This window comes from Arthrobacter sp. Y3221160, assembly GCF_059092585.1.
In genome coordinates, this window is record NZ_JBNHHU010000002.1 from 504,810 (window position 1) to 528,912 (window position 24,103).

23 protein-coding genes are annotated in these 24,103 nt (G+C 69.1%); 14 read left to right on the forward strand and 9 right to left on the reverse strand.

What is annotated here, in order from left to right:
- The first annotated feature begins 9 nt into the window (after positions 1–9).
- Complete coding sequence (locus AC5RWG_RS15265) at positions 10–348, forward strand: GYD domain-containing protein (protein ID WP_493987808.1); 339 nt, start codon at positions 10–12, stop codon at positions 346–348.
- Here the strand turns inward: AC5RWG_RS15265 and AC5RWG_RS15270 are convergent.
- On the reverse strand, positions 332–1,336 hold the full coding sequence (locus tag AC5RWG_RS15270) for a universal stress protein (protein WP_494014473.1): 1,005 nt from the start codon (positions 1,334–1,336) through the stop codon (positions 332–334). The two genes, AC5RWG_RS15265 and AC5RWG_RS15270, sit on opposite strands and share 17 nt — an antisense overlap.
- A gap of 113 nt (positions 1,337–1,449) precedes the next feature.
- Between AC5RWG_RS15270 and AC5RWG_RS15275 the strand changes: the two genes are divergently transcribed.
- The 3 genes from AC5RWG_RS15275 (at position 1,450) to AC5RWG_RS15285 (ending at position 4,750) form a co-directional block, all read left to right on the forward strand.
- Positions 1,450–2,115, forward strand: a complete 666-nt coding sequence (locus AC5RWG_RS15275) for a TetR/AcrR family transcriptional regulator (protein ID WP_494014474.1) — start codon at positions 1,450–1,452, stop codon at positions 2,113–2,115.
- Positions 2,116–2,192: 77 nt separating this feature from the next.
- Positions 2,193–3,107 carry an ABC transporter ATP-binding protein gene (locus tag AC5RWG_RS15280; protein ID WP_494023564.1) on the forward strand — a complete coding sequence of 305 codons (915 nt, stop codon included), beginning with the start codon at positions 2,193–2,195 and terminating at the stop codon, positions 3,105–3,107.
- Entirely contained in the window at positions 3,104–4,750 is a 1,647-nt protein-coding gene (locus tag AC5RWG_RS15285; protein WP_494167267.1) for an ABC transporter permease, read from the forward strand. The genes AC5RWG_RS15280 and AC5RWG_RS15285 overlap by 4 nt, the downstream gene beginning before the upstream one ends.
- A 123-nt stretch (positions 4,751–4,873) precedes the next feature.
- Here the strand turns inward: AC5RWG_RS15285 and nhaA are convergent, their stop codons facing one another.
- Positions 4,874–6,217 (reverse strand): Na+/H+ antiporter NhaA, encoded by a 1,344-nt coding sequence (gene nhaA, locus AC5RWG_RS15290; protein ID WP_494167268.1) that lies wholly within the window; start codon positions 6,215–6,217, stop codon positions 4,874–4,876.
- 122 nt (positions 6,218–6,339) lie between these two features.
- Complete coding sequence (locus AC5RWG_RS15295) at positions 6,340–6,747, reverse strand: sortase (protein ID WP_494069558.1); 408 nt, start codon at positions 6,745–6,747, stop codon at positions 6,340–6,342.
- Positions 6,748–7,119: 372 nt separating this feature from the next.
- Here AC5RWG_RS15295 and AC5RWG_RS15300 point away from each other — a divergent pair, with 372 nt between their 5' ends.
- Positions 7,120–8,724 carry a stealth conserved region 3 domain-containing protein gene (locus AC5RWG_RS15300; protein WP_494167269.1) on the forward strand — a complete coding sequence of 535 codons (1,605 nt, stop codon included), beginning with the start codon at positions 7,120–7,122 and terminating at the stop codon, positions 8,722–8,724.
- 79 nt (positions 8,725–8,803) lie between these two features.
- On the opposite strand, the gene AC5RWG_RS15305 is transcribed toward AC5RWG_RS15300, so the two are convergent.
- Complete coding sequence (locus AC5RWG_RS15305) at positions 8,804–9,718, reverse strand: phosphodiesterase (protein ID WP_494167412.1); 915 nt, start codon at positions 9,716–9,718, stop codon at positions 8,804–8,806.
- A 113-nt stretch (positions 9,719–9,831) separates the two neighbouring features.
- A complete protein-coding gene (locus tag AC5RWG_RS15310; RefSeq protein ID WP_494167270.1) occupies positions 9,832–10,491 on the reverse strand; it encodes a pentapeptide repeat-containing protein in 660 nt (219 codons plus the stop codon).
- A 136-nt stretch (positions 10,492–10,627) separates the two neighbouring features.
- On the opposite strand from AC5RWG_RS15310, the gene AC5RWG_RS15315 reads away from it, so the two are divergent.
- The 3 genes from AC5RWG_RS15315 to AC5RWG_RS15325 all read left to right on the forward strand — a co-directional run bounded on the left by AC5RWG_RS15315 (position 10,628) and on the right by AC5RWG_RS15325 (position 13,352).
- Complete coding sequence (locus tag AC5RWG_RS15315; RefSeq protein WP_494167271.1) at positions 10,628–11,635, forward strand: NAD-dependent epimerase/dehydratase family protein; 1,008 nt, start codon at positions 10,628–10,630, stop codon at positions 11,633–11,635.
- Positions 11,636–11,645: 10 nt separating this feature from the next.
- Entirely contained in the window at positions 11,646–12,167 is a 522-nt protein-coding gene (locus AC5RWG_RS15320; RefSeq protein WP_494167272.1) for an alpha/beta fold hydrolase, read from the forward strand.
- Between the two features lie 459 nt (positions 12,168–12,626).
- Positions 12,627–13,352, forward strand: coding sequence for a FadR/GntR family transcriptional regulator (locus tag AC5RWG_RS15325; protein WP_494167273.1), 726 nt, complete (start codon positions 12,627–12,629; stop codon positions 13,350–13,352).
- A gap of 102 nt (positions 13,353–13,454) precedes the next feature.
- Here AC5RWG_RS15325 and AC5RWG_RS15330 read toward each other — a convergent pair whose 3' ends face one another.
- The 4 genes from AC5RWG_RS15330 to AC5RWG_RS15345 form a co-directional block, all read right to left on the reverse strand.
- Complete coding sequence (locus AC5RWG_RS15330) at positions 13,455–14,510, reverse strand: L-idonate 5-dehydrogenase (RefSeq protein ID WP_494001585.1); 1,056 nt, start codon at positions 14,508–14,510, stop codon at positions 13,455–13,457.
- A 134-nt stretch (positions 14,511–14,644) separates the two neighbouring features.
- Entirely contained in the window at positions 14,645–15,418 is a 774-nt protein-coding gene (locus AC5RWG_RS15335) for an SDR family oxidoreductase (RefSeq protein ID WP_494023556.1), read from the reverse strand.
- A gap of 60 nt (positions 15,419–15,478) precedes the next feature.
- A complete protein-coding gene (locus AC5RWG_RS15340) occupies positions 15,479–16,885 on the reverse strand; it encodes a GntP family permease (protein ID WP_494073505.1) in 1,407 nt (468 codons plus the stop codon).
- Positions 16,886–16,973: 88 nt separating this feature from the next.
- On the reverse strand, positions 16,974–17,504 hold the full coding sequence (locus tag AC5RWG_RS15345; protein ID WP_494023554.1) for a gluconokinase: 531 nt from the start codon (positions 17,502–17,504) through the stop codon (positions 16,974–16,976).
- A 259-nt stretch (positions 17,505–17,763) separates the two neighbouring features.
- Here AC5RWG_RS15345 and AC5RWG_RS15350 point away from each other — a divergent pair, with 259 nt between their 5' ends.
- The 6 genes from AC5RWG_RS15350 (at position 17,764) to AC5RWG_RS15375 (ending at position 24,048) form a co-directional block, all read left to right on the forward strand.
- Complete coding sequence (locus AC5RWG_RS15350) at positions 17,764–18,042, forward strand: DUF3040 domain-containing protein (protein WP_494023553.1); 279 nt, start codon at positions 17,764–17,766, stop codon at positions 18,040–18,042.
- A gap of 208 nt (positions 18,043–18,250) precedes the next feature.
- Positions 18,251–19,918: a thiamine pyrophosphate-dependent enzyme gene (locus AC5RWG_RS15355; protein WP_494167413.1), complete on the forward strand. Its 1,668-nt coding sequence runs from the start codon at positions 18,251–18,253 to the stop codon at positions 19,916–19,918.
- A gap of 192 nt (positions 19,919–20,110) precedes the next feature.
- Positions 20,111–20,656 (forward strand): hypothetical protein, encoded by a 546-nt coding sequence (locus AC5RWG_RS15360; protein WP_494167274.1) that lies wholly within the window; start codon positions 20,111–20,113, stop codon positions 20,654–20,656.
- Positions 20,657–20,730: 74 nt separating this feature from the next.
- Positions 20,731–21,282, forward strand: a complete 552-nt coding sequence (locus AC5RWG_RS15365; RefSeq protein ID WP_494001591.1) for an RNA polymerase sigma factor — start codon at positions 20,731–20,733, stop codon at positions 21,280–21,282.
- A complete protein-coding gene (locus AC5RWG_RS15370) occupies positions 21,279–22,067 on the forward strand; it encodes a hypothetical protein (RefSeq protein WP_494167275.1) in 789 nt (262 codons plus the stop codon). Before AC5RWG_RS15365 ends, AC5RWG_RS15370 begins: the two co-directional genes overlap by 4 nt.
- A 223-nt stretch (positions 22,068–22,290) precedes the next feature.
- Entirely contained in the window at positions 22,291–24,048 is a 1,758-nt protein-coding gene (locus tag AC5RWG_RS15375; RefSeq protein ID WP_494167276.1) for an alkaline phosphatase D family protein, read from the forward strand.
- Positions 24,049–24,103: the final 55 nt, after the last annotated feature.

Below are 24,103 nucleotides of genomic sequence, written 5' to 3' on the forward strand. Positions count from 1 at the left end.
GGAAAGCCGATGGTGCTGTATCTCTCGAAGTTCAGCTACACCCCGGAGACCTGGGCCAGGATGATCAACAACCCGGAGGACCGGGGGAAGGCGGCCAAGGCCTACATCGAATCCGTCGGCGGGAAACTGCACGGCTTCTGGTACGCCTTCGGCGCGCACGACGGCTACAGCGTGTGGGAGGCCCCGAACAACGTCTCCATGGCCGCCGTCGCCCTGGCCATCAGCGGAGGCGGTGCGCTGAGTTCCTTCGAAACAACCGTGCTGCTGACCATCGACGAGACCATCGACGCCCTGCGCATGGCCGGCGAAGTCCGTTACCGGGCTCCCGGCGTCACGGGGTCCGGCTGACCCCCACGCCCTTGGGCACCACCATCATGGGGCAGAGGCCGTGGTGCAGCACCGCCTGGCTGACCGAGCCCAGCAACAGGCCCGGAAATCCGCCGTGGCCGCGCGTCCCCAACACCATCAGCTGGGCCGTGCGGGTGGCGTGGACCAGGACTTCCGCGGGTTTGGCCAGATAAAAGTTCCAGCTCGCATCCAGGTCCGGGTAGCTGCCGCGGACCTCCCGCAGCGGGCCGTCCAGCTCAGCGGCGACCTCCTCGCGGAACCGGTGGGCACCCTCGGCGTGGTCCAGCCAGACCGAATCGCGGTAGAAAGGCGCCCGGGACGAAAGCATCCGCAGCGGGACTGAGCGGCGGCTGGCTATCTCGGCCGCCGCCCACAGGGCGGGATTCGCACTCCCCGACTGGTCGACGCCGACCACCACCTGCCCCGCGTAGCTGAACTTTTCGGAGGCATCCGGCGGATGCAGCCCCCGGTCCGACCCCTCCCGCGGCGACGGCAGCAGCCAGGGCACCGGTCCGCCGGGTAGTTCGGCCGCGGCATCCGGGGAGAGTTCGGCGGCCGTCGCGCCCGGTTTCCAGCGCTGCGGCACCACCACCGTGGGGCAGGCGGCGTGGGCCGCCAGGCCCGAGGAGACACTGCCCAGCAGCCGTCCCGCAAAGCCGCCGCGGCCGCGCTTGCCCACCACGGCCAGTCCGGCGGAAGCAGATTCGTCCACCAGCACTTCGCTCGGGTCCCCGGCCACCACGTGCCCTTCGGCCTGGAGCCCCAACGCTCCGGCGCGGTCAAGCGCCGCCTGCAGCACCCCTTCCCCGCCGCGCCGGGCGGTGGCCAGATACTGGTGGTCCACCTGCGGATCGTCCACGCCCGCGGTTGAGACGACGGTGACCAGCCGCACCGGCCATCCGCGGGACTGGGCCTCGAACAACCCCCAGTCCAGCGCCCGGGCGCTGGTTTCCGAGCCGTCGAATCCCACCAGGACGACCTCTTCCATGCCTTCCACCCTAGGGGACGGCCGCGCGGCTGAGTAGGGGCAGCGGGTTCCGACGGCGGCCGGGCCTCACCAAACCATTGCCGTAGGCTGAACACAGGTTTAGACTGCTGAACATGCGTTCAGCAGCGCCGCCGCAGGCTGCCGCACCCAGTGATCTCACCGCCCGTGCCCGGGTCCGGGACACCGCCGTCGTACTGTTCGGCAGCCGGGGTTTCCGGGTGGGTGTCCGCGCCATTGCTGACGCGGCAGGGGTCAGCCCCGCGCTGATCCTGCACCATTTCGGTTCCAAAGACGGTCTGCGGACGGCCTGCGATGAATACGTGTTGGCCAAAATCGGCGCCTACAAGCAGCAGGCAGTCCACTCCGGCTCGCCGACGGAACTGCTGGCGGCCATGGCGGAGCTGGAGGAAACGGCGCCGCTGGTCGGCTACGCCTTGCGGAGCCTGCAGTCCGGCGGCGAGCTGGCCCAGTCCTTCATCGAGCACTTCGCCGCGGACGCCGAGGCCTGGCTGGCCCAAGGCGTCGCCGCCGGCACCATCCACCCGTCCGTCGACGAGCAGGCGCGCGCCCGCTATCTGACCATCCAGGGATTCGGTGCCATGCTGCTGGACCTGACGCTTCACCCCCCGGAGGATCCCACCGATTTTTCCGCCATCATGCGCGGCTACCTGGACCGGCACGGCCTTGCCAACGTGGAACTCTACACGCAGGGCCTGATGACCACCCGCGACCTGCTCGACGCCTACCTGATGTATGTGACGGACCCGCCCGGTTCCTGACCCGCCGCGTCTCTGTCCCGTCCGCGCCCCGCGCACCCTTGTTCCTTCCATATTCCGCCCCGAAGCAGGTGGTTTCCATGTCTGAAGTAATCGACCTGAACCAAGTGGACAAGGCCTTCGGCTCCGTCCGCGCCCTGGACCAGCTCAACCTGGTGCTGGAACCCGGCGAGGTCCACGGCTTCCTCGGCCCCAACGGTGCCGGCAAGTCCACCACCATCCGCATCATTCTCGGCCTGTTGAAGGCCGACGCCGGAACCGTGCGGCTCTTCGGCGAGGACCCGTGGTCGCGCGCGGTGCCCCTGCACCGCCGGCTGGCCTACGTTCCCGGTGACGTCAGCCTCTGGCCCAAGCTCACCGGCGGGGAGGCGATCGACCTGTTTGCCAGCCTCCGCGGCGGGATCGACCGCAGGCTCAAGGCCGAACTGTTGGAACGCTTCCAGCTGGATCCCACCAAGAAGACACGCTCCTATTCGAAGGGCAACCGGCAGAAGGTCGCGCTCGTCGCCGCCTTGGCCAGCGACGTCGAGCTTCTGGTGTTGGACGAGCCGACGTCCGGACTGGACCCGCTGATGGAACTGGAATTCCAGCAGTGCATCCGCGAGTCGAGGCACGCCGGCAAGACGGTGCTGCTCTCCAGCCACATCCTGGCCGAGGTGGAAGCCTTGTGCGACAAGGTCACCATCATCCGGGCCGGCCGCGCTGTCCAAACCGGTTCGCTCGCGGAACTGAGGCACCTGCGGCGCACCGCCGTCGTCGTGGTGGCCGACGGCGATGCCACCGCGGTGGGCAGCCTCACCGGCGTGCACGACCTCCGGCGCGAAGACGGGCGCGTGCACTTCACCGTTGACGAAGCCGCGCTGCCGGCCGCGTTGTCGGCCCTGCTCCCGCTGGGTGTCCGCAGCCTGACCAGCACGCCTCCGACGCTGGAGGAACTGTTCGTTCACCAGTACGGCCCCGATGGGCGGGCCGCGGCCGAAAGCGGCAGGTCATGAGCACCGCTACCGCGGCGCCGGGGATCTCCCGTGCGCGCAGCCCACGGAATCAGGCGCTGGCCGGGACCGGCCGGCTTCTCCGCCTGGCGCTGCGGGTCGACCGGGTGCGGATCCCGGTCTGGGCGCTGGCCCTCGGCGGGTTCATCAGCTACTTCGCGCTGGTGCTGCCCCAGGTGTACGGCGACCAGGCGGCATGGCAGAGCCGGGCGGCGATCATGCAGGACCCGTCCGGCGCCCTGCTGGCAGGCCCGGGGTACGGCCTGGAGAACTACGGCCTGGGCCCGATGCTGGCCAACGAAGTGCTGGGGATGCTGGCGGTGGCCACCGCGTTGATGTCCATCTTCTCGGTAATCCGGCACACCCGGGCCAATGAAGAAGCCGGACGTGCCGAGCTCATCCTGGCCGCGCCGGTGGGACGGCGCGCACCGCTGACTGCCGCGCTGGCGGTCATGCTGCTCACCAACCTGGCGGTGGCAGCGGCCCTGTTCGCGGCACTGGTGGCCAACGGTCTCGCGGCACTCGATTCCCTGGCGATGGCGGCCGGAGCGGCGTTGGTCGGGGTCGTCTTCGGCGCGGTGGCGGCGCTGACCGCGCAGCTGAGCGAACATGCGCGGACGGCCAGCGGCATGGCCGGGGCGCTGCTGGGGCTGGCGTACATCCTCCGCGGCATCGGCGACGCCCAGGCGCTGGGCGGCACCGCGTTGTCGTGGCTCTCCCCCATCGGTTGGGTCCAGCAGGCGCGGGCCTATGTCGAGCTGCGCTGGTGGCCCTTGCTGCTGTGCCTGGCGCTCGCGGCGCTGCTGGTGCCGGCGGCGTATCTGCTGCAGGGCCGGCGCGACCTGGCCGCTGGGCTGGTGCCCGCTCGCCGGGGCCGCGCCAATGCCACGCCGCTGCTGGTGCGGCTGCCGGGGCTGTTCCTTCGGTTGGAGCGCGGCAGCATCGTCAGCTGGTCGCTTGGCCTGTTCGTCTTCGCCGTGCTGACCGGGTCCCTGGCCCAGGCGGTGGTGGACAGCTACGAGTCACAGCCGCAACTGGCCGCGGTGCTGGGCCTGGACGACAGCTCCGACTTCCTCCGGACCGCGCTGGCCGCGTTCCTGAAGTATTTCGCCATGGCCGTGGCCGTGTTCGCCGTGGTCTCCATGGGCAGGCTCGGCAAGGAAGAAGCCGACGGCCGAACCGGGGCCGTGCTCGCCGCCTCGGTGGGGCGGGCGCACTGGGTCCTGAGCGCGCTGCTCGTCACCTCGCTGGCCTCGGCGCTGATGCTCGTTGTCTCAGGGTTGGGCCTGGCCCTGGGCGCGCTCTCGGTGGTCGGCGACAGCTCGGTGATCGCGGAATTCGCTCCCGCCGGGCTGGTTTTCCTGCCCTTGATCCTCTGTTTCGCCGGTGCCGGCGCCCTCGCCTACGGGCTGCACAGCGGTACCTGGTGGGTCTGGATCCTGCTGATTGCTGCACTGCTGGCGGGCATGTACGGGCCGGTGCTCAACCTGCCGGAGGCGGTGCTGGACGCCGAGCCGTTCGGACTGGTCCCGCGGGTTCCGGCCGCGGACGTGGACGTGCTGCCGCTGGCCTGGATGTCGGCGGTCGCCCTGCTGCTCACCGTCGGCGGGACGCTGGCCTTCCGGCGCCGTGACCTGGAGGCCTGACAGCCCGCGGAGCAGCGGCCCCCGGGCCGGTGTTGCCATGCCGGCGCGGCAGCGGACGGAAGCCGCGCCTGCGGGGGCCGAAAGCCGGGGCGGCTACGCTGCGGGGGCCGAAAGCCGGTGCGGCTACGCCCTGCCGTCCTGGTAGACGTCCGGAATGCCGTCGTTGTCGGCGTCGACATGTTCTTCGGCCTCGATGCGCCGGTAGTGCCGGTTGCGGGCGCGCAGCACCACCGATGCCAGCAGCGCGGCCAGCAAGGACGCCGCGAGGATGGCCACCTTGGCGTGGTCATTGGCCGGCGTGCCAAGCCCGAAGCTCAGCTCGGCCACCAGCAGGGAGACGGTGAAGCCGATGCCGGCCAGCATGGCGATGCCCAACAGGTCGACCCACTTCATCGACGTGTCCAGCTCCGCCCGGGTCAGCTTGGTCATCAGCCACGTGGTGCCGAGGATGCCGATCGGCTTGCCGAGCACCAGGCCCGCGATGACGCCGACCGCCACCGGATCGCCGAGGGCGGAGGTAAATCCATCAACCCCGCCCACGGCGACACCCGCGGAGAAGAACGCGAAGACCGGAACCGCGAAGCCGGCGGAAACGGGCCGGAGCCGGTGTTCGAAGATTTCGGCGAGCCCCGGACCCGCTTCCGGTCCGCCGCTGGCCTTGCTGCGCAGTACCGGGACGGTGAAACCGAGCACCACGCCGGCGATGGTGGCGTGAATGCCGGAGGCATGGACCAGGGCCCAGGCCACGATGCCGACGGGCAGCAGGACCGCCCACAACGCCGCGTGATGCTTCCCGAAGAAGCTGCGGAACTTCTGGGCGAGGAAGGCGTAGAGCGCGATGGGGGCCAGGGCCAGCAGCAGGGCCGGGACCTGAATTTCACTGGTGTAGACGAACGCAATGATCGCGATGGCGATGAGGTCGTCCACCACGGCCAGCGTCAGCAGGAAAATCCGCAGCGCGCTGGGCAAGTGCGAGCCGATGACGGCCAGGACCGCGACCGCGAAGGCAATGTCCGTCGCCGTCGGGATGGCCCAGCCGCGGATGGTTTCCGGACTGCCCCAGTTGATGGCTGCGTAGATGATGGCGGGAACCACCACTCCGCCAACGGCGGCGGCGACCGGCACCATGGCCTTCCGCGGGCTGCTGAGGTCCCCCGCGACGAACTCGCGTTTGAGCTCCAGCCCCACCAGGAAGAAGAACACCGCCAACAGCCCGTCGGCGGCCCACGCCCCCAGGCTCAGCTCCAGGTGCCAGGGCTCGTAGCCGACGGTGAAGTCGCGCAGGGCGAAGTAGCTGTCTGCCGCGGGCGAGTTGGCCCAGATCAGGGCGACGACGGCGGCGGCCACCAGCAGGGCTCCGCCGACGGTTTCCTTGCGCAGGATTTCGCCGATTCGCAGCGCTTCGGCATAACTTCCGCGTCCCAAAACCTTGGGCTTGGCGGATGATTCGGGGGTCTTGGCGGCCATGGCGGGTCCTCAAAGGGTCGACAACAGAACTGCCGACCAGACTTCCCGGCGCACCGGGTTCCACCCTACCCGGGCACGCGGCGAGCGCCAAAGCCGGGCGGCGAGCACCACGGCCGGCCCCGCTAGCCCCCGGCCAGGACCATCGCCAACAATCCGACGACGGCGGAGAGCACGCCGACGGCGGTGAGGATCTTGCCCAGCAGCAAGACGATCCGGCCCGGCCGCTCCGGCTCCGAGACCTGCCAGCGGTCCGGCCGCCGCGCGTCGTAGAAGACCAGCACGTCCGACCCGGCGGCTACATCGGAGCCCGTCCCGGTGGGGAAGACGCCCTCCAGGAATCCGTGCCGGGTGTCGAACCAGCGCACGCCGCGGCGCCGGCCGTCGTCGAACGCGACGCCGTCGGCGCGGTGCCACCGGGTTCCGGCCAGGCGGAGCACAGCGGCCACGAAGAGCAACAGCAGTCCCGGGACCAGGGCAGCCCACGTCAGCACTTCGGACACCAGTCCGATCGACGCGGCAAGATCCGGCATGCTCAGATCGTATGACACCTTGGGTATGCGGCGGGGAAATGCTGCTGAACGTTGCACGGCCGTCAACCCCGAGGTTCCGCCTGGCAAATGTGTTGGGCGCGGACCGTCGTCGTCGTTGCGGGGATCACCATGCCGACTGCCGGGTTTCGGGGCGGCACCCGGGTAATTTTTCACCGATCGGGCACGTCCAGACGCAGCGGGAGGGCCAAACTGCATGTACCGTCAAGGAGTGGCCTGCCGCGGTCGATCCGCTGCAGGCTTTATCCTGTGGCGGCAGCGTCTGTAACGCCCGTCCGCCCACGCCTACCATGGTGACTGCAGCCCCTTTTCGGGTTGGCGCCACTATGTTTCCGGAGGTTTTTTGTGACCAGCATGCCTGCAGTGCAGGACGCGTTCTACGCCGAGCCCGAACCCGACCGCGCGCCCGAGTCGACGGTCGAGATCGCCTCGCCCGCCGCCGTCGTACGCCTCACGGAGCGCCCCGACGTGGTCATGGTCAAGGGCGGTTACGCACTGGTCAACACCACCCTGACGCCGCACCAGGCGATGGTGGAGGACCTGTTGTTTGTCCGCAGGGCGCTGGACGAGGCGCAGATTCCCTACCTGTTGGTGCGCGGCAACGATGCCCGCCCGGTGGTGGCGGTGAACTGGGAGAAGCGCGACGAGCTGCGCGCGGCGCTGGTGGCCGCCTCCGCCGACGAGCCGTTCTACTCGCTGACCGTGGACGCGAACAAGAAAACCGCACGGCTGGTGGCCGACGGCGAGCTCGCCGAGGGCGACCGGTCGCGCGCGTTCCGGCTGTACCGCCCGCGGATCGAGCCGACCGGCGGGCTGCGGTACGGCCAGGGCACGGGCGTGCAGGTGGAGCTGTGGCGCTGGGAGAACGACCTGATCCACCTGCCGATTGAAAACTCGCTGACGCGCCGCACGTTGCCGGCCGCGGAGGCGGTGCGCGGCGAAGTCGAACGCTACGGGCACCGCTGGCCCACCATCGAGAACATGTTCGCCGACCACGCCACGGACATCGACTTCGACATCGACATCGTCTTCTCCTGGGTGGACGGAAACAATCCGGAGTACCGCCGCTACCGGAACAGTTTCATGGAGCACGCCGTGGTGGGCGAGGGCGACGACGCCGAGGCGCGCTTCCGCCAGATCGACGAACTGCGGTACGCGCTGCGTTCGGTTTACATGTTCGCGCCCTGGATCCGGCGCATCTTCATCTGCACGGACTCGCCGCTGCCGGCATGGCTGGACGCGGAGCACCCGGACATCCGCGTGGTGCGCAGCGAGCAGCATTTCCGCGACCCGTCCGTGCTGCCGGTGTTCAACTCGCAGGCGATCGAGGCGCAGCTGCAGCACATCGACGGCTTGGGCGAGCACTTCCTGTACTCGAATGACGACATGTTCTTCGGCCGGCCGGTGGGTCCGGACATGTTTTTTTCCCCCGGCGGCATCACCAAGTTCGTGGAGGCGGACACCCGGATCGGGCTCGGCGACAACCACCTGGACCGGTCCGGTTTCGAGAATGCCGCCCGGGTGAACCGCAGGCTGCTGCACGACCGCTTCGGCAGGATCACCACCCGGCACCTGGAGCACTGTGCCGCGCCGCTGCGCAAATCCGTGCTGCTGGAGATGGAGGAAGAGTTTGCCGAGGAGTTCAAGACGACGGCCGCGAGCCGCTTCCGGGCCAAGGACAACATCTCGGTGACCAACTCGCTCTACCACTACTACGCGCTGCTGACCGGCCGCGCGGTGACCAATCCCGGCGCCAAGGTCAAGTACGTGGACACCACCATGTATGCGGGCCTGAAGCAGCTGGAAAAGCTGCTGCAGAAGCGAAACAGGGACTTCTTCTGCCTCAACGACGGCAGCTTCCCGGAGGTCCCGGCCGAGGAGCGCCAGCGCGTGGTCACGGACTTCCTGGCCCGCTACTTCCCGCTCCGCGCGCCGTGGGAGAAACCGCCGGCGGCGTAGTCTTCACGGGCAGCGGAGTTTCCCCGGGCTGCGTAGTTTCACAGCTAGCGGAGCCTCCCGGCTAGCGGAGTTTTCCCAGCTAGTGGTGTGCCGGCATCCGGCCCGGGCTCACGGCGTCGGGAATGACGACGGCGGCGGCCTCGAGCAGCTGCCGGGTCTGCTCCGCGCTGACCTGGCGGCCCACCGGCAGGCCGCCGCGCGCCGGAACCACCGAATGGACCACGGTCTCCTCGTAGACATGGATCATGTTGTAAGCCTGCGCGGCATCGCGGCCGCGGGTGCTGCCCGCGTCGGCGGCCAGATCCTGGGTGTAGCAGGTGGCGGAGGCGACGGACACCGGGATCCCGGCCACGGTGCCCGTAGTGGAATAGTGCAGGTGTCCGGCGATGATCGATTTCACGTCACTGCCGCGCAGCACCTCGGCCAGTTCGGCCTGGCCGCGCAGTTCCACCAGCACGGACAGGTCCTGCACGCTCGGCAGCGGCGGGTGGTGCATGGCCAGGATGGTCCCGTGCGGTGCGGGTTTGGCCAACTCGTCGGCCAGCCACTGCAGCTGCTCGTCCTCCAGCCGGCCGTAGTGTGCCCCCGGCACGGTTGTATCCAGGGTAATCACGCGCAGTCCGTTGACGTCGTATACCCGGTCCAGCGGATCGGAGCCGCCGGGTTCGTCCAAGAGCATGGTCTTCAGCCCGGCACGGTCGTCGTGGTTGCCCATCGCCCAGATCACCTGGGCTCCCAGCCGCACGGCTGCCGGTTCCACGATCCGGCGGAGCCTGCCATAGGCCTCCGGTTCGCCCTTGTCGGCCAGATCGCCGGTAAACACCAGGGCTTCGGGGCGGGATCCGGAGTCTTCCAGATCCTCGAAAATCTGCTCCAGCCTGGCTTCGCTGTCCACCGCCCCGTAGAGCCGGCCGTCGCCGCCCACCAGATGGGTGTCGCTGATGTGAAGTAAGAAATGGTTCGGCCGTGGATGCTCGGCCTGACGGAAGTCCATCATCTACCTTCTGTTGTTCGCCGGACGCCTGCTGTCCAGTCCACTACAGACCATCCAAACAGAAAAAAGCTGAACTGGGGATTAATTCGGGCCGGCAGTTACGTATATTGCGGCTAAGTTTTCTCCACGATCCCGAAATGGGCGGCGAACAGCGGGGCGAGCTCGCCGATCTGGGTGGAGGTCATGACCGCTCCGCGCAGGCCTTCCAGCCCGGCCAGTTCCCGGATGTCCAGGCCACGCAGGTCAACGTGCGCCAGCTTCGCCCCGGTCAGGTCGAGCCTGCGGACCCGGCTGTCTTCAAAGGCCACCCGGCGCCCGGTCGCGCCGCCCAGATCGAGTTCGTCCAGGATGCAGCCGGCAAACGCGACGTCCTGAAGTTCCGCTCCGCGCAGGTTCACATACCCAAGCTTGCAGTTGCGGAACTCCACCGATTCCCACTCGGATTCGTAGACTTCGGCCGACCCGAGGCGGGAGCCGTCGATCACCACCCGGCGGAAGCGTGAGCGCGGCGCACTGAAGTCCGGCGCATTCAACCGCTCGAATGTTACGTCCACGAAACCGGCAGAACGCAGGTCCGCCCCGTCTGCGGAAACATCCAGGAATGCGCATTCCGTGAAGGAGGCACCGGCCAGCCGCCGGCCGTCCAGTTCCACACCGGCAAACAGCTTGCCGGCCACGCGGGCCTCGGGAATCAACGCCGATACCTGCCCGGGTAACAGTTCCCCCACGTCCGGGGCGTCGAGGCGCGGCGTGAAGTCGTCGGGTTTAGCCATTTACGGAGCATAGCCACAGTTCCGGACATGGGCCGCCCCGGCCCAAAGGCGGTTGGGCACCAATTCGGGGCGGTTCTCCCTGCTGTGCGCGAACAACCCGTGCGCATCCGCCCCGGGACGGTGTTCCATGGGCAGCATGCATCTACTCGTCCTGGGCGGCACGGCCTGGTTGGGACAGGAAACCGCTGCCGCGGCGCTGCGCCGCGGCCACCGGGTCACCTGCCTGGCCCGTGGGACGTCCGGGTCGGCTCCGGCCGGCGCCCGACTGGTGCGCGCGGACCGGGAAGCTCCGGACTGTCTGGACACCGTCGCGGGCCAGCACTGGGACGCCGTGCTCGATGTCTCCCGCCAGCCCGGCCAGGTGAGCCGTGCCGCGGCCGCGCTGGTCGGCACGGCGGAGCACTTTGTTTTCGTGTCCTCCTGCAGCGTCTACGCCGACCACCACACCCCGGGCGCCGACGAAACCTACCCGTTGCTGCCGCCCCTGGCCTCGGACGTGATGACGTCTCCGGACGTCTACGGCGAGGCGAAGGTCGCCTGCGAGCAGGCGGTGCAACGCGCCTTTGGCCCCGATCGCAGCCTGATCGTCCGCCCGGGCCTCATCGCCGGTCCCGGCGACACCACCGACCGCACCGGCTACTGGCCCCTGCGCTTCGCCCGGCCGGTGGCCGACGACGGCGCCGTCCTGGTCCCCGATGCGCCCGGGTTGGACGCCCAGGTCATCGACGTCCGGGACCTCGCCGACTGGCTCATCGCCGCGGCCGAACAGCGGTTGGCCGGCGAGTTCAACGCGGTGGGCGACGCGTTTCCGTTGACCGAGCATCTGGAGATGGCGCGCCGGGTCGCGGGCCACGCCGGTCCGGTCCTGTCCCTGGGCCAGGAGGAACTGGCAGCGGCCGGCATCAACCCCTGGGCCGGCGAGCGGTCCTTGCCGCTCTGGCTTCCACTGCCCGATTTCGCCGGCTTCTCCTCCCGCAGCAACGCGGCCGCCAAGGCAGCCGGTCTGGCTTTGCGTCCGCTGCGGGACACGTTGGCCGACACGCTGGTGTGGGAGCTGGCGACCGGCGCCGACCGTCCCCGCAAAGCCGGCCTGGCGCCGGACGACGAGCGCCGGCTGCTGGCCATCGCGCACGCGGGGTCCTGAGGATCCGGCCATGGAGCCCCGCCAGCGGTTCGCTCGTCTCGGCAATGGACTCCGCTTTGCCTATGCCGAGGCCGGCTCCCCCGGCGGCACCCCGGTTCTGCTGGTTCCCGGCTACGGGGACTCCTGGCGGTTTTGGGTCCCGCTCTTGGACCGGTTACCGGCGTCGCTCCGGCTGATAGCGCTCAGCCCCCGCGGCCACGGCGATTCGGACAAGCCCGCCACGGGCTACCGGCTGCACGATTTCAGCAACGACCTCGGCGATTTCCTGGACGCCCTGGCCATCCCACGGGCCGTGATCGCCGGGCACTCCAGCGGCGGCTATATCGCGCGGCGTTTCGCCGTCGACCAGCCCACACGGGTCCGGGCCCTCATGCTCATCGGCTCTCCGCTGAGCCTCTACAAGCGCCGGCCGCCCTTTGCCCCGACCATCGAGGCGTTCCGCGATCCCATCGACCCCGCCGACGTCCGCACCTTCGTGGAGTCCTCACGGTCCTCTGGGACGCCCCCGACCGGGTCGCCGGGGACTTGCTGACCCTCGTCACGGACAGCGGGAAAAATCCTTGAGGCACCCGGGACACAGTTGTAGCGTGGCAGGCAGCAGGCCTACCGCACCGCTGCCCAAGGAGGCACGCCGTGACCATTCCACCGCCGCCGGAGCCGGCACACGATCCGAACGAGCCGGGACCCAGGCACCCGTTCCCGCCCGAGCCGAATCCGGACCCCTTCGCGCCGCCCACGCCCGAACGGCCCGAGCCGAGTCCGGACCCCTACGCGCCGCCCACGCCCGAACGGCCCGAGCCGCCCCCGGACCCGGGGCCACAGCCGCTTCCGCCGCAACCGCAGCCCGGCCCCTTCCCCGATCCGGGGCCGATCCTGCCGCCGAGAAGGCCCTGACCTTCTGCCGGTACGCGTCGGCATCGCCCCGCAACACAGCCGGTTTGCGCATCCGGCCCCCCTAGAATGAACGCGTGACCGCTACCCTTCCGCACGCATGAGTTCGCGCCTGCACAGCCTCGTCATCGAGACGCTTGGCAAGCGCATCGTCTCCGGCGAGCTGGCGGCCGGCTCCACCGCGCATGCCGAGCAGTTCGAGGCCGAGCTCGGCGTCTCCCGTTCCGTGCTGCGCGAGGCCGTGCGCGTGCTGCAGTCGCTGGGGCTGGTCGAGTCCGTCAAACGCATCGGCATCCGCGTACTGCCGCCGGAGCAGTGGAACAAATTCGACCCCTCGGTGATCCGCTGGCGCCTGGCCGGGGACGGCAAGGGCGTCCAGCTGCGCTCGCTGACCGAGCTGCGCTCCGCCGTCGAACCGGCCGCCGCCGAGCTGGCCGCGCAGCATGCACCGCAGGACACAGCGGCGGAGCTCATGGCCGTCGCGGCAAAAATGCGGGCGGTGGGACGGGCCGGCGACCTGCAGCAGTTTCTGGAGCTGGACATCCACTACCACACGCTGGTGCTGGCGGCCTCCGGCAACGAGATGTTTGCGCAGATGCACTCGATGATCGCCGAAGTGCTGCGCGGCCGCACCGACTACGGGCTGATGCCCGCGCACCCGCACGAAGAAGCGCTGCAATTGCACGTCGACGTCGCGGACGCCATCCAGTCCGGCCGTCCGGAAGCGGCCCGGGCGGCCATGGACCAGATCATGCGGCGGACCGTGGAGGAAGTGCGCAGCGTCTGGGAGTCCGAGCCCCGGCTGTTCGAAGCCCCCGGCACCTAGATCTGCCTTTCCCGCATCGACTGTTCAGCAGGCGCCCTTCCCGTGTGCGAGAAGGCCGGCTGCTGAATAGTAGATTCCGGGCGCGGACCGACCGCCCGGCGGCTACTCCGCGTCGCTGAACCGCAGCAGCACCTTCCCGCTCTGCGACGAGTCCCGCGCCATGTCGAACGCCTCCAGGGCGTCGGCCGCGGCGTATTCGTGCGTCGTCACCGGGTCCGCGTAGAGGGAGCCGTCGGCCAGCGCCGCAATCACGTCATCGATCTCGTCGTTGAAGCGGAAGGAACCCACCAGTTCCAGCTCCCGGGTGATGGCCAGCGAGATCAGCGCCGGCTGCTCGCCCGAGGGCAGCAGTCCGACCATCACCACGCGGCCGCCGCGGGCCGCACCGCGCACGGCCGACGCCAGACCGTGATGGTTGCCGGACGACTCCAGGCAGATGTCCGCCTCGACCCCGGCGATCGCCTCGGCATCGGTCGCCAGCAGCGTGCGGCCGGCACCCACTTCCCGGGCGATGTCCAGCGGCTTCTCGTGCATGTCGACGGCGACGATCTCGCCCGCGCCGGCCCGCTTCAGCACCGCGATGATCAGGGCGCCGATCGGGCCGCAGCCGATGACCAGCACCCGCTTGCCGGCCACGTCTCCGGCCCGCGCGACGGCATGCCAGGCCACGCTTGCCGGCTCCACCAGGGCGGCCCGCCGCAACGGCAGCTTGGCGGGCAGTTCCCGCAGCATCCGCGTCGGCAGGTTCACGTAGCGGGCGAACGCGCCTTCGGTGTGCGGGAAACGTGCGGCGCTGCCCAGGTACGTGCAGCCCGGCGAGAGGTTCGGGCGGTCCTCCGGGTACCTGGATCCGTCGCCCGGCCCGGGCGTCGCCGGATGCACGGCTACGGCGGTGCCGGCGGCCGGTCCGCTGCCATCGGCCGCCGCCGCGGCCACGGTACCCACCACTTCGTGGCCCAGCAGCATCGGCGCCTTCAGGATGGATTCGCCGGCGGCGCCGTGCTGCCAGTAGTGCAGGTCGGACCCGCAGATGCCGCCGTAGGCAATCTCGACCACGGCTTCGTCGGGCCCGGCCGGCGCCAGCGCGACCGGTTCGACGCGCAGATCACCGGCCGCGTGGGCCACGACGCCGAGGGACTGGGTTGGGAGGGAAGTCATGGAAACTGCCTTTCGCTGGTTCTGCAAAACTACGACGGCGGCGCACCGCCTTGGGTGCCCGCGCCCGCCGGCCCGGGAACTCAGGCCCGGGCACGGACTTCGCTGAGGCCTTGGCGCGAACGCGCCGGGCGGGGTCAGACGACGGTGGTCATGCCGCCGTCGATAAACACCACCTGGCCGTTCACGAAGTTCGAGGCGTCGGAGGCCAGCCAGATGGCAGGGCCCACGATGTCCTCCACCGTGCCCCAGCGGTGCGCCGGGGTGCGGCCCAGGATCCAGGTGTTGAAGGCCTCGTCGTCCACCAGGTTCTGCGTCATCTCGGTGTGGATGTAACCCGGCGCGATGGCGTTGATCTGCAGCCCCAGGCTGGCCCACTCGGCGGTCATCGCCCGGGTCAGGTTGCGAATGCCGCCCTTGGACGCCGTGTAGGGGGCGATGGTCGGACGGGCCAGGTCGGTCTGGACGGACGCGATGTTGATGATCTTCCCGGCGCCGCGTTCGATCATGTGCCGCGCGGCCTCGCGCCCGACCAGGAACGCGCTCGTCAGGTTGGTCCGCAACACGCGCTCCCAGTCGTCGACGTCCAGGTCCAGCATCGGCACCCGGTGCTGGACGCCGGCGTTGTTGACCAGCACCCACAGGGGGCCCACTTCGCGCTCGACCCAGGCCACGCCGTCGGCCGCCGCCTGGGCGTCGGTGACGTCGAAGGCCCGGGCGTGGATCCGGTCTGCGCCGAACTCCGCGGCCAGCTCCGCGCGGGTGCCTTCCAGCCGTTCCTCATCCAGCCCGTTGAGCACCACGACGGCGCCGGCGGCGGCGAGCCCGCGGGCGATCGCCTTGCCGATCCCGCGGCTGGAACCGGTCACCAGCGCCACCCGCGAGGAAATGTCGAACATGTTCACAGTCATTACTCTCCAAATGCGGACGGGACGGCCGCAGCCGCCCCGTCCATGTTGCCCAAGGTTGTACTAGAAAGAGGTGGCGATCAGGTAGATGGCCAGTGCCAGGACAAAGCCGACGATGCCCACCAGCGCCTGGCCCACCGTCCAGGTCTTCAGCGTGGTCTTGGTGTCCATCTGGAAGAACCGGCTGACCAGCCAGAAGCCCGAGTCGTTCACGTGGCCGGCGAACACCGAGCCGGCGGCCAGCGCCAGCACGATGGCGGCCAGTTCCACCGGGTTGAAGTCCGGGTTGCCCATGACGACCGGCTGGACCAGCGCGGCCGCTGTGGTCAGCGCGACCGTCGCGGAGCCCTGGGCCACGCGGACGACGGCGGCAATCACGAAGCCGGCGACGATGATCGGCAGCCCGATCGCGTCCAGCGAGCTGGCGATGGCGTTGCCGATGCCGCTCGAGCGCAGCACGCCGCCGAACATTCCGCCGGCGCCGGTGATCAGGATGATCGAGCAGACCGGGCCCAGGGCACTGTCCACCACGGTTTCGACGAGGCTGTGCTTCTTGCCCTGGCGGTGGCCCAGCAGCCACATGGCCAAAAGCACGGTGATCAGCAGGGCGATCGGGGTTTCACCGAGCGTCCGCAGGACCTGCACCCAGGTGTCCTCCAGCGAGACAACCTCGGCGGTGGCGAGCATGTTCAGGCCGGTGTTGAGGAAGATCAGCAGCAGCGGCAGCAGCAGCAGGAAGAAGATGGTGCCCAGCTTCGGGGCGGAGCGGAATTCGTTCTCCACCGAGCCCTTCGGGGCATCGAGGATGTCCGGCACGGCGATGTTGAACCGGCGGCCCAGGAAGTGGCCGAACAGGTAGCCCACCAGGTACCAGGTCGGGATGGCAATGACGAGGCCGAGGATCAGGACCAGCCCGACGTCGGCGCCCAGCAGGCCGGTGGCGGCCACGGGACCGGGGTGCGGCGGCACGAAGATGTGCATGACGGAGAAGGCGGTGGCTGCGGGGAACGCATAAGTGAGCAGCGATCCCCCGAGGCGTCGTGCCACGGTGAAGATGATCGGCAGCATGACCACGAGGCCCGCGTCGAAGAAGATCGGGAAACCGAACAGCAGCGACGCCACGGACAGCGCCAGCGGCGCGCGCTTCTCGCCGAACTTGTTGATCAACGCCTGCGTCATGACGTCGGCGCCGCCGGAGACCTCCAGCATGCGCCCGAGCATGGCGCCCAGGCCGACCAGCAGGGCCACGCTGGCCAAGGTTCCGCCGAAGCCACCCAACAGCGTCGGCATAATGTCTGCGGCCGGAATGCCGGTGGCCACCGCGGTGAGCACGCTGACAATAATCAGCGACAGGAAAGCGTGCACGCGGAACCGCATGATCAGCACCAGCAGCAGCGCGATGGCTGCTACGGCGACCAGCAGGAGTCCCGCCGTGCCCAACGTCCAGTTGAGCTCGAGTTCGGTCATCATTGTCCTTCGTTGTATCGGACGGTCGCCCAACGGGTTATCGGGTCAACCGTTTCAGTTATTTGGCTCAGTTGTTTCCCGCCTGCCGGCGCTAGCTTCCCGCCGGGTGGGCCGGGTCCTGCAGGTAGTGCTCCACCAGGACCGCGATCCGCTCGGGGGAATCGGTGACGGAGACCTCAAGGCCTGCCTCGTCGTCGCCGAGCGGTTCCAGCGTCTGGAACTGCGAATCCAGCAGTGTCGGGGGCATGTATTCGTGGTCGCGCCCGCTGATCCGCTCGGCAATCAGTTCCTGGCTGCCGGTGAGGTGAATGAACCGGGTCTGCGGCGCGAAGGAGCGGATGAGGTCGCGGTAGCTGCGCTTCAGCGCCGAGCATGCGACGACGGCGGTGGTTCCCTCGGCCAGTTTTTCTGCCATGACCTTGCCGATGGCGCTCAGCCAGGGGTGGCGGTCGGCGTCCGTCAACGGCTGGCCGGAGGCCATCTTTTCCTTGTTCGCCGCGCTGTGCAGGTCATCGCCGTCGATGAACTCAAGGCCGAGGTGCCGGGCGACCGCGCTGCCCACCGTGGATTTTCCGCATCCTTGGACGCCCATGACCACCAGCGGGGGATATTGCAGGGACATGGGCAGAACTCCTCAGACGCATCATTACATCTGATTTGGTGACCAATCTCTCGTCAATAAATCAGATTTATCCGGATCAAAGTACCACCGGCGGAGAGGCTCCGGCAAAACCGGCTCGCTCCGTCGACGGCGTCGATAACGAATCGGCCTTCGCTTGGCGGCGGCCCATACCCCCGGCGGGCATCCCGAGGCTACATTTGTCTTATACGGTGTCCGGCGCGGCACCGGCTGCGGCGCCGCGGAGCCCGAGGAGGTCGGAATGTCTCTATCGGATGACGAACGGCAGCGCCTGGACAGGCTGGGGCAGCAACTGCAGAACGACGACCCGCGCTTGGCCCGCTCCCTGTCGGCCCGCGGCGTGCTGGTCTTCGGCCATGTTGTCGGGGCGGCGACCCTGCTGGCCCTGGCCGGCGCGCTCCTGCTGTTCATCGGCATAGCGGGGAATGCGCTGGTTCTGGCCATGCTGGGCCTCATCTTCCTCGCCGCGGGCGCCATCCGCGGTTGCGCCGATTTCGTGTCCCGCCACCGGCGCGGGTGAGAGCGGCCGCAGCAGACACCTCGGCCGGGAACAATGCGAACCACGTCACTTTCGTTACCTCGCCATGTCACAGGGACGGTGCCCTAACACACCCCTTGATGTACTTTTGCTCAAGCGCGTTCATCGGGAACCGTGCACCCGCATGAGAAGAATGCCGCGGACGAGTTCGATTCAAAGGTGAAAGAGGTCTCCTGTGACACAGGATCAAATGGAAGCGGTCGCAGTCGCAGCGCAGCAGCAGCCGGTCCGCAAATCGGCAGGGCACATCATTGTCGACTCATTGATGGCGCACGGCGTCGAACGCACCTACGTGGTTCCCGGCGAGAGCTACCTGGAAGTGTTGGACGGGCTCCGCACTTCCAGCATCGACACCATTGTCTGCCGCCATGAGGGCGGCGCGGCCTACATGGCCGAGACGGACGGAAAGATGAACCAGCGGCCCGGCATCGCCATGGTCACCCGCGGGCCGGGCGCGGCCAACGCACACGTTGGCCTCCACACCGCCTGGCAGGACTCCACGCCCATGGTGCTGTTCGTGGGCCTGATCCCCTTCGAGCATCGTGACCGCGAAGCCTTCCAGGAATTCGACATCAAATCCTGGTTCGACACCGGCGCCAAACGGGTCATGGTGCTGGACCACCCCGAGCGGGCCTCGGAAATCGTCGCCGAGGCCATGTTTGCCGCCATGAGCGGGCGGCCTGGACCCGTCGTCGTCGGTCTTCCCGAAGACGTCATCCGCGAAGAAGTGGACGCCACGCTGCACCCGGTCATCCCGGTGGCGCAGGGCGGCATGACGGTCACGGACTGGAAGGCGCTCAAGACCGCGCTGAAGGACGCCGAGAAGCCGCTGTTCGTCGTCGGCGGCAATGACTGGACCCAGGAAGGGTCCAGCGCACTCACGACCTGGCTCGAAGAGCACAACATCGCGGCTGCCGTCGAATGGCGCTGCGAGGGCACCATCCCCTTCGACTCCCCCTCCTACGTGGGCCCGATTGGCTACGGCCGGCCGAAGCCCACCTACGACCTGCTCGAGGAAACCGACCTGCTGGTCTTCGTCGGCACCGTCCCGGGCGATGTCATCACCGACGGCTTCCTGGTCCGGCAGGACTGGTCGAAGAAGAACTTCCTGGTCACCATCGACCCGTCGCTGCGGGGCCGCTCCGGCCCCGTCTCCTACCAGATCGTGGCCAAGCCTGACGTCTTTGTCCGCGACCTGGTCATGATGGACCTGCCGGTGAAGGAAGAGTGGAAAGACTTCACCCAGCGCATGCGCGGCGAGCAGGTCAAGTTCGCCGCCCTGCCGCCGGCCGAGCCCGGCGACGGGCCCGCCCGGATGGACACCTTGATGGCCAACCTGGTCGCGGGCTTGCCGCGCGACGCCATGGTCACCCTCGGCGCCGGCGAGCACACCAACTGGGCGCACCGTTACTTCCCCACGCACGACTACGGCTCCATGCTGTCGGCCCGCAACGGTTCCATGGGTTACTCCGTCCCCTCCGCCATCGCCGCCTCGCTGGCTTACCCGGGACGGCGCGTGGTGACCATCGCCGGCGACGGCGAGTTCCTGATGAACGGGCAGGAACTGGCGACCGCCGCCCAGTACGGTGCCACCCCGCTGGTCATCGTCATGGACAACCAGGAATACGGCACCATCCGCACCCACCAGGAACGCTGGTACCCCGAGCGCATCTCCGGCACCCAGCTGAAGAATCCCGACTTCGCCCTGATGGCGCAGGCCTTCGGCGGCTTCGGTGTGAAAGTCGAGAAGGACGCGGACGTTCCCGCCGCCCTCGAAGCCGCCCTCAAGGCCATCGACGAGGACAAGACCTTCGCCCTGATCCACTTGGTGGTCGAACAGCGGGTCAAGGCCTACTGACACCCGTCAGCTGGTCGCAGGCCGGTGGCCGGGGCGTCATGCCCCGGCCACCGGCGTTAACCGTGAAAAATGTTTCTCCCGAAAAAATCACGAAAGCGTAACCTTTCACCCTCTTCCTTCGATTAGTCGGGTGTAAGGGCGCGCCGCAGTAGCAGTACCGCGGCCGTGCCGAGCAACCTTTTGAGGAGATCCATGTCGAACCGTTTCCGCACCCTGAGCCTGCCCGCCAAGGGAGCCGCCCTGGCCGCCGTCATCGCCGTGGGAGGCGCCGGAGCCGCCGTGGCAGCACCCGCCCTGACCGCCGTCGGCAATTCGGAAACCGCGGTCACCACCCCGGCCGTCCCCGCCAGCGAGGGTGAGAACGCAGTCCCGGCGATCCCGGCCTCCCCCGCCGTGCCGGAAGTCCGGTCCGCAGCCGCAGGTGATGCCGAGGCCGACGTCACCGCCGGCGTAGACGGAGCAGAGGCTGACGCGGCGCTGGATGCAGAGGCCGAGGCCGGCACCGAGGAGAACGGCGCCGCCGCCGAGCTGCATTCGGGTGCCGCCGTGGCTCCGGCAGTCCCGGCCGTCCCGGGTGCCGACGGCGTGCCTGCCACTCCGGCCGTCCCTGCCGTTCCGGAGCTGCCGGTAACCGCCAACGCCAAGGCCGAGGCCGCGATCGACGCCCGCACGGAAGCCGCGGAAACGCGCGCCGAACTGCGTGGCGCCGCTTCGGTCACGGTAGAAGCCGGACAGTAATTCCCGTGGTACCGGGTGCGGCGCCTACACTGGGGGCGCCGCACCCGTCGCCCGCTGTCTGAAAGAACGTCGACTTGCCCCCATCACTTCCCGACGACATCGTGTTCGCGGCGCAGTCCGGAGATGCAGCTGCATTCGGCGAGATCTACACCGCGCTGGCACCCGGGCTCAATGGATACCTGAAGGTGCGCGGTGTGGAAGACCACGAAGGCGCAGTACAGGAAGTATTCCTCGCCCTCTTCTCCCGCATCCGGTCGGTGAACGGCGGGTTCCAGGGGCTGCGGACGCTGGCGTTCTCCATCGCCCATGCCCGCTACGTAGACGATGTCCGGCGCCGGGCCCGGCAGCCAGTGCTGTCGCCCTACGACCCGGATGCCGACGCCCGAGCGGTGGAGTCCGCCGAAACAACTGTCCTGGAGACGCTCGCCGAGAGCGATGTGGGACGCCAGCTCAAGGAGCTGAAGCCGGAGCAGCAGGAAGTGCTGATGCTGCGCGTGGTCGCCGGCCTGTCGATCGAACAGGTTGCCGAAATCATGGGCCGGAGCGCCGGCTCCATCAAACAATTGCAGCGGCGCGCCCTGCTTAAACTCAAATCCGTTCTGGAAAGGAAGGAGGTCCTGGTATGAACAGCGCTGAAATGTCCGACGACGACGCCGTCCGCCGGCTGCTGGACGAATCCGGGCTGGCTCCTTCTGCCCCGCTGGAGTCCACCTTGCTGGCCCTCCGCGCCGCCGGGGATGCCCCCATCCCGGCCCCATCGCCCGAGGTGCTGGCTTACCTGACACCGGCTGCCGGCGCGGCGGCCGCGGGCGGCGCGCAGGTCGTGCCGCTGCGGCGACGCCGCACGGTACGCGGCGCCCTTGTCCTCACGGCCGCGGTGGCCGCCACCGGGCTGGGAGTGTCCGGGGTCGCGGCCGCCAACCCCGACTTCCGGGCAGCCGCGGACCAGGCCGTCCGGCACGTCGTGGGCTTCCTCGCCCCGTCCGGCACCGGCCAGGAGACTCCCCAGGACCACTCCGTGCCCGGAGCCCCCGCCCACGCCCCAGCCGTAACGGGCGAGGTTTCGGTTGAGGAAGGCGGCTCCGGCTCGGCCGACACCGGCACCGATTCCCCGGCCGCTCCCGCTGCCCCGGCACATCCTGCTGCCCCCGCGACGCAGCCCGGGCACCAGGCGGAGCGGACCCCCGGTACCGACGATGCTGCCGGGCAGGATGCCAAACGTTCGCCGGGCACGCCGTCCCGGGACGTGCTCCCCGCGGTGCCGCCGCTGGAGGGCGGACTGCCGGATCCGTCCCTGGGCCAGCGCGACGGCAATCCCGGCAAGGACGCCCCGCGGAAAAAGCAGGACGCGCCCGTGCCCGCTTCCGGCCACCTTCCGACGCTGCAGCCCCTCCCCTCACCGGAGCGCTGACCGGCCACAGTCCGGCGCTCCGGCCACGCCGTTGCGTGACCGCTGCCCGACCGCCGGCCGTCCGCCGCCGTCGGCCGGAGGGCTGACCGGCCGCCGTCGGGAAGGACGGCGGTGATGCCCGCGGCCGAAGGCAATCCTCCGCCGCGGGCTCTTTCGGCAGGCGGGCGATAGTGGCAGAGTTGCGCAAGGGAACACCGTTCTGTCGGGTCGGGCAGGAGGATTCATGACCGCATCGCCGCTGGTACTTGGCCCGATGCTGCGCTATGTGGACCAGACGTCGGCCAGCATCTGGGTGGAGACCCGCGAAGCCGCCACCGTCACCGTCGTAGTTCAGGGGCGCAGCTGGCAGGCAGGCACGTTCTCCGTGCGCGGCCACCATTACGCGCTGGTCGAGGCCGAGGGGCTGGAGCCAGGAAGCGTCACACCCTATCGGGTGGAGGTTGACGGCATGCCGGCCTGGCCGGAACCGGACTCGCCGTACCCTGCACCCGTGATCCGCACCCTCACGCCCGGACGCCCGCTCCGGCTGGCCTTTGGATCCTGCCGCACCAGCGTCGAGCATGACGCGGCCGGCAACAGGCAGCACGGCGTGGACGCGCTCCGGGCGTACGCGCTGCACCGTGCCGACGGCGCGGCCCGGCACGGGGACAAGGCCGGCACCGCGGACAGGACCGGGACCGGGGACGCGACGGGCGGGGCACTCGACGGGACCGGGACGGACTCCGCCTGGCCGGACCTGCTGCTCTTCCTCGGCGACCAGGTCTACGCGGACTCGACGTCCGAGGCGATGCAGGAGTTCATCCGCGCCCGCCGCGATATCAAGGAACCGCCCGGCGAAGAGCTGAAGGACTACGCGGAATACGCCCACCTGTACATGCTCGCGTGGTCGGACGGCGCCAACCGATGGCTGCTGTCTACGCTGCCCAGTGCGATGATCTTCGACGACCACGACATCCGCGACGACTGGAACGCCTCGCTGAGCTGGCGGCGGAAGATGGCCAAGAAGCCCTGGTGGCATGGCCGCATTGTCGCCGGCCTCGCGTCCTACTGGGTCTACCAGCATCTGGGCAACCTGTCCCCGGAGCAGCGTGCCGAGGACGAACTGTGGCAGCAGGTGGTGAACCATCCGGGCGACGGCGAACCGGACCTCAGCGACGCGCTGGAAGCTTTCGCGGAACGGGCGGACCGGCAGCCGGACACTTACCGCTGGAGCTTCACCCGCGACATCGGCGGTTCACGGCTGGTCGTGCTCGACTCGCGCGCTGCCCGTGACTTGCAGCCGGACCGGCGGACGCTGCTGGACGAGGAAGAAATGGCCTGGCTGGACAGCCAGCTCCAGGGCGGCTTCAAGCACCTGCTGATCGGGACCTCGCTGCCGTTCCTGCTCCCCAAGGGCCTGCACCACATCGAGTCCTGGAACGAGGCCCTCAGCGAAGGGGCGTGGGGCAAGCTGCCGGCGGCCGCCGGTGAACTGCTGCGGCAAGCCGTGGACCTGGAGCACTGGGCAGCCTTCCAGCGCACCTTCCACGAGGTGGCGGCCATGGTGCAGGAGGTGGCCGACGGCGGGCGCGGACCGGCGCCGGAGACCGTCACCTTCCTCTCGGGCGACGTGCACTTCTCCTATGTGACGGAGGTGGTGCGAGATTCGGGCAGCCGGATCGTCCAGGCCGTCTGCTCGCCCGTCCGCAACCCGCTGCCCCGCTTTCTGCGGGATTTCACCGCCGCCATGTCCTATGGCATCGCCGCTCCGGTGGGCGCGCTCGTAGCCCGTGGCGCGAAGGTTCCCGATCCGCCGTTCACGTGGAAGAGCCACATGCGGCCATGGTTCGACAACAACCTGGCCAGCCTGGAGGACTCCCCCGACGGCCTGAAGATCTGGTGGGAGAAGGGCGTGGTGCATGACGGCGACGATCTGCACCCGGGCCTTGAAGAGGTCGCCTCCCTGACCATCGCGCCGCAGGGCATTCGGATTTCGCGATAGCCCGATGGTGCGATAGGTCGTGAGGCCGAAACCGGCGGCTGTCCGGGGCGCGTCG

Excerpts from the sequence above, each read along its gene's own strand:
- AC5RWG_RS15300 (WP_494167269.1), top strand. The coding sequence starts at position 7,120 with ATGCCTGCAGTGCAGGACGCGTTCTACGCCGAGCCCGAACCCGACCGC.
- AC5RWG_RS15270 (WP_494014473.1), bottom strand. The coding sequence starts at position 1,336 with ATGGAAGAGGTCGTCCTGGTGGGATTCGACGGCTCGGAAACCAGCGCC.
- AC5RWG_RS15265 (WP_493987808.1), top strand. The coding sequence starts at position 10 with ATGGTGCTGTATCTCTCGAAGTTCAGCTACACCCCGGAGACCTGGGCC.
- AC5RWG_RS15375 (WP_494167276.1), top strand. The coding sequence starts at position 22,291 with ATGACCGCATCGCCGCTGGTACTTGGCCCGATGCTGCGCTATGTGGAC.
- AC5RWG_RS15280 (WP_494023564.1), top strand. The coding sequence starts at position 2,193 with ATGTCTGAAGTAATCGACCTGAACCAAGTGGACAAGGCCTTCGGCTCC.
- AC5RWG_RS15305 (WP_494167412.1), bottom strand. The coding sequence starts at position 9,718 with ATGGACTTCCGTCAGGCCGAGCATCCACGGCCGAACCATTTCTTACTT.
- AC5RWG_RS15320 (WP_494167272.1), top strand. The coding sequence starts at position 11,646 with ATGGAGCCCCGCCAGCGGTTCGCTCGTCTCGGCAATGGACTCCGCTTT.
- AC5RWG_RS15335 (WP_494023556.1), bottom strand. The coding sequence starts at position 15,418 with ATGACTGTGAACATGTTCGACATTTCCTCGCGGGTGGCGCTGGTGACC.
- AC5RWG_RS15350 (WP_494023553.1), top strand. The coding sequence starts at position 17,764 with ATGTCTCTATCGGATGACGAACGGCAGCGCCTGGACAGGCTGGGGCAG.
- AC5RWG_RS15295 (WP_494069558.1), bottom strand. The coding sequence starts at position 6,747 with ATGCCGGATCTTGCCGCGTCGATCGGACTGGTGTCCGAAGTGCTGACG.
- AC5RWG_RS15330 (WP_494001585.1), bottom strand. The coding sequence starts at position 14,510 with ATGACTTCCCTCCCAACCCAGTCCCTCGGCGTCGTGGCCCACGCGGCC.
- AC5RWG_RS15370 (WP_494167275.1), top strand. The coding sequence starts at position 21,279 with ATGAACAGCGCTGAAATGTCCGACGACGACGCCGTCCGCCGGCTGCTG.
- AC5RWG_RS15315 (WP_494167271.1), top strand. The coding sequence starts at position 10,628 with ATGCATCTACTCGTCCTGGGCGGCACGGCCTGGTTGGGACAGGAAACC.
- AC5RWG_RS15310 (WP_494167270.1), bottom strand. The coding sequence starts at position 10,491 with ATGGCTAAACCCGACGACTTCACGCCGCGCCTCGACGCCCCGGACGTG.
- AC5RWG_RS15345 (WP_494023554.1), bottom strand. The coding sequence starts at position 17,504 with ATGTCCCTGCAATATCCCCCGCTGGTGGTCATGGGCGTCCAAGGATGC.
- AC5RWG_RS15275 (WP_494014474.1), top strand. The coding sequence starts at position 1,450 with ATGCGTTCAGCAGCGCCGCCGCAGGCTGCCGCACCCAGTGATCTCACC.
- AC5RWG_RS15340 (WP_494073505.1), bottom strand. The coding sequence starts at position 16,885 with ATGATGACCGAACTCGAGCTCAACTGGACGTTGGGCACGGCGGGACTC.
- AC5RWG_RS15355 (WP_494167413.1), top strand. The coding sequence starts at position 18,251 with ATGGAAGCGGTCGCAGTCGCAGCGCAGCAGCAGCCGGTCCGCAAATCG.
- AC5RWG_RS15285 (WP_494167267.1), top strand. The coding sequence starts at position 3,104 with ATGAGCACCGCTACCGCGGCGCCGGGGATCTCCCGTGCGCGCAGCCCA.
- AC5RWG_RS15325 (WP_494167273.1), top strand. The coding sequence starts at position 12,627 with ATGAGTTCGCGCCTGCACAGCCTCGTCATCGAGACGCTTGGCAAGCGC.
- AC5RWG_RS15360 (WP_494167274.1), top strand. The coding sequence starts at position 20,111 with ATGTCGAACCGTTTCCGCACCCTGAGCCTGCCCGCCAAGGGAGCCGCC.
- nhaA (WP_494167268.1), bottom strand. The coding sequence starts at position 6,217 with ATGGCCGCCAAGACCCCCGAATCATCCGCCAAGCCCAAGGTTTTGGGA.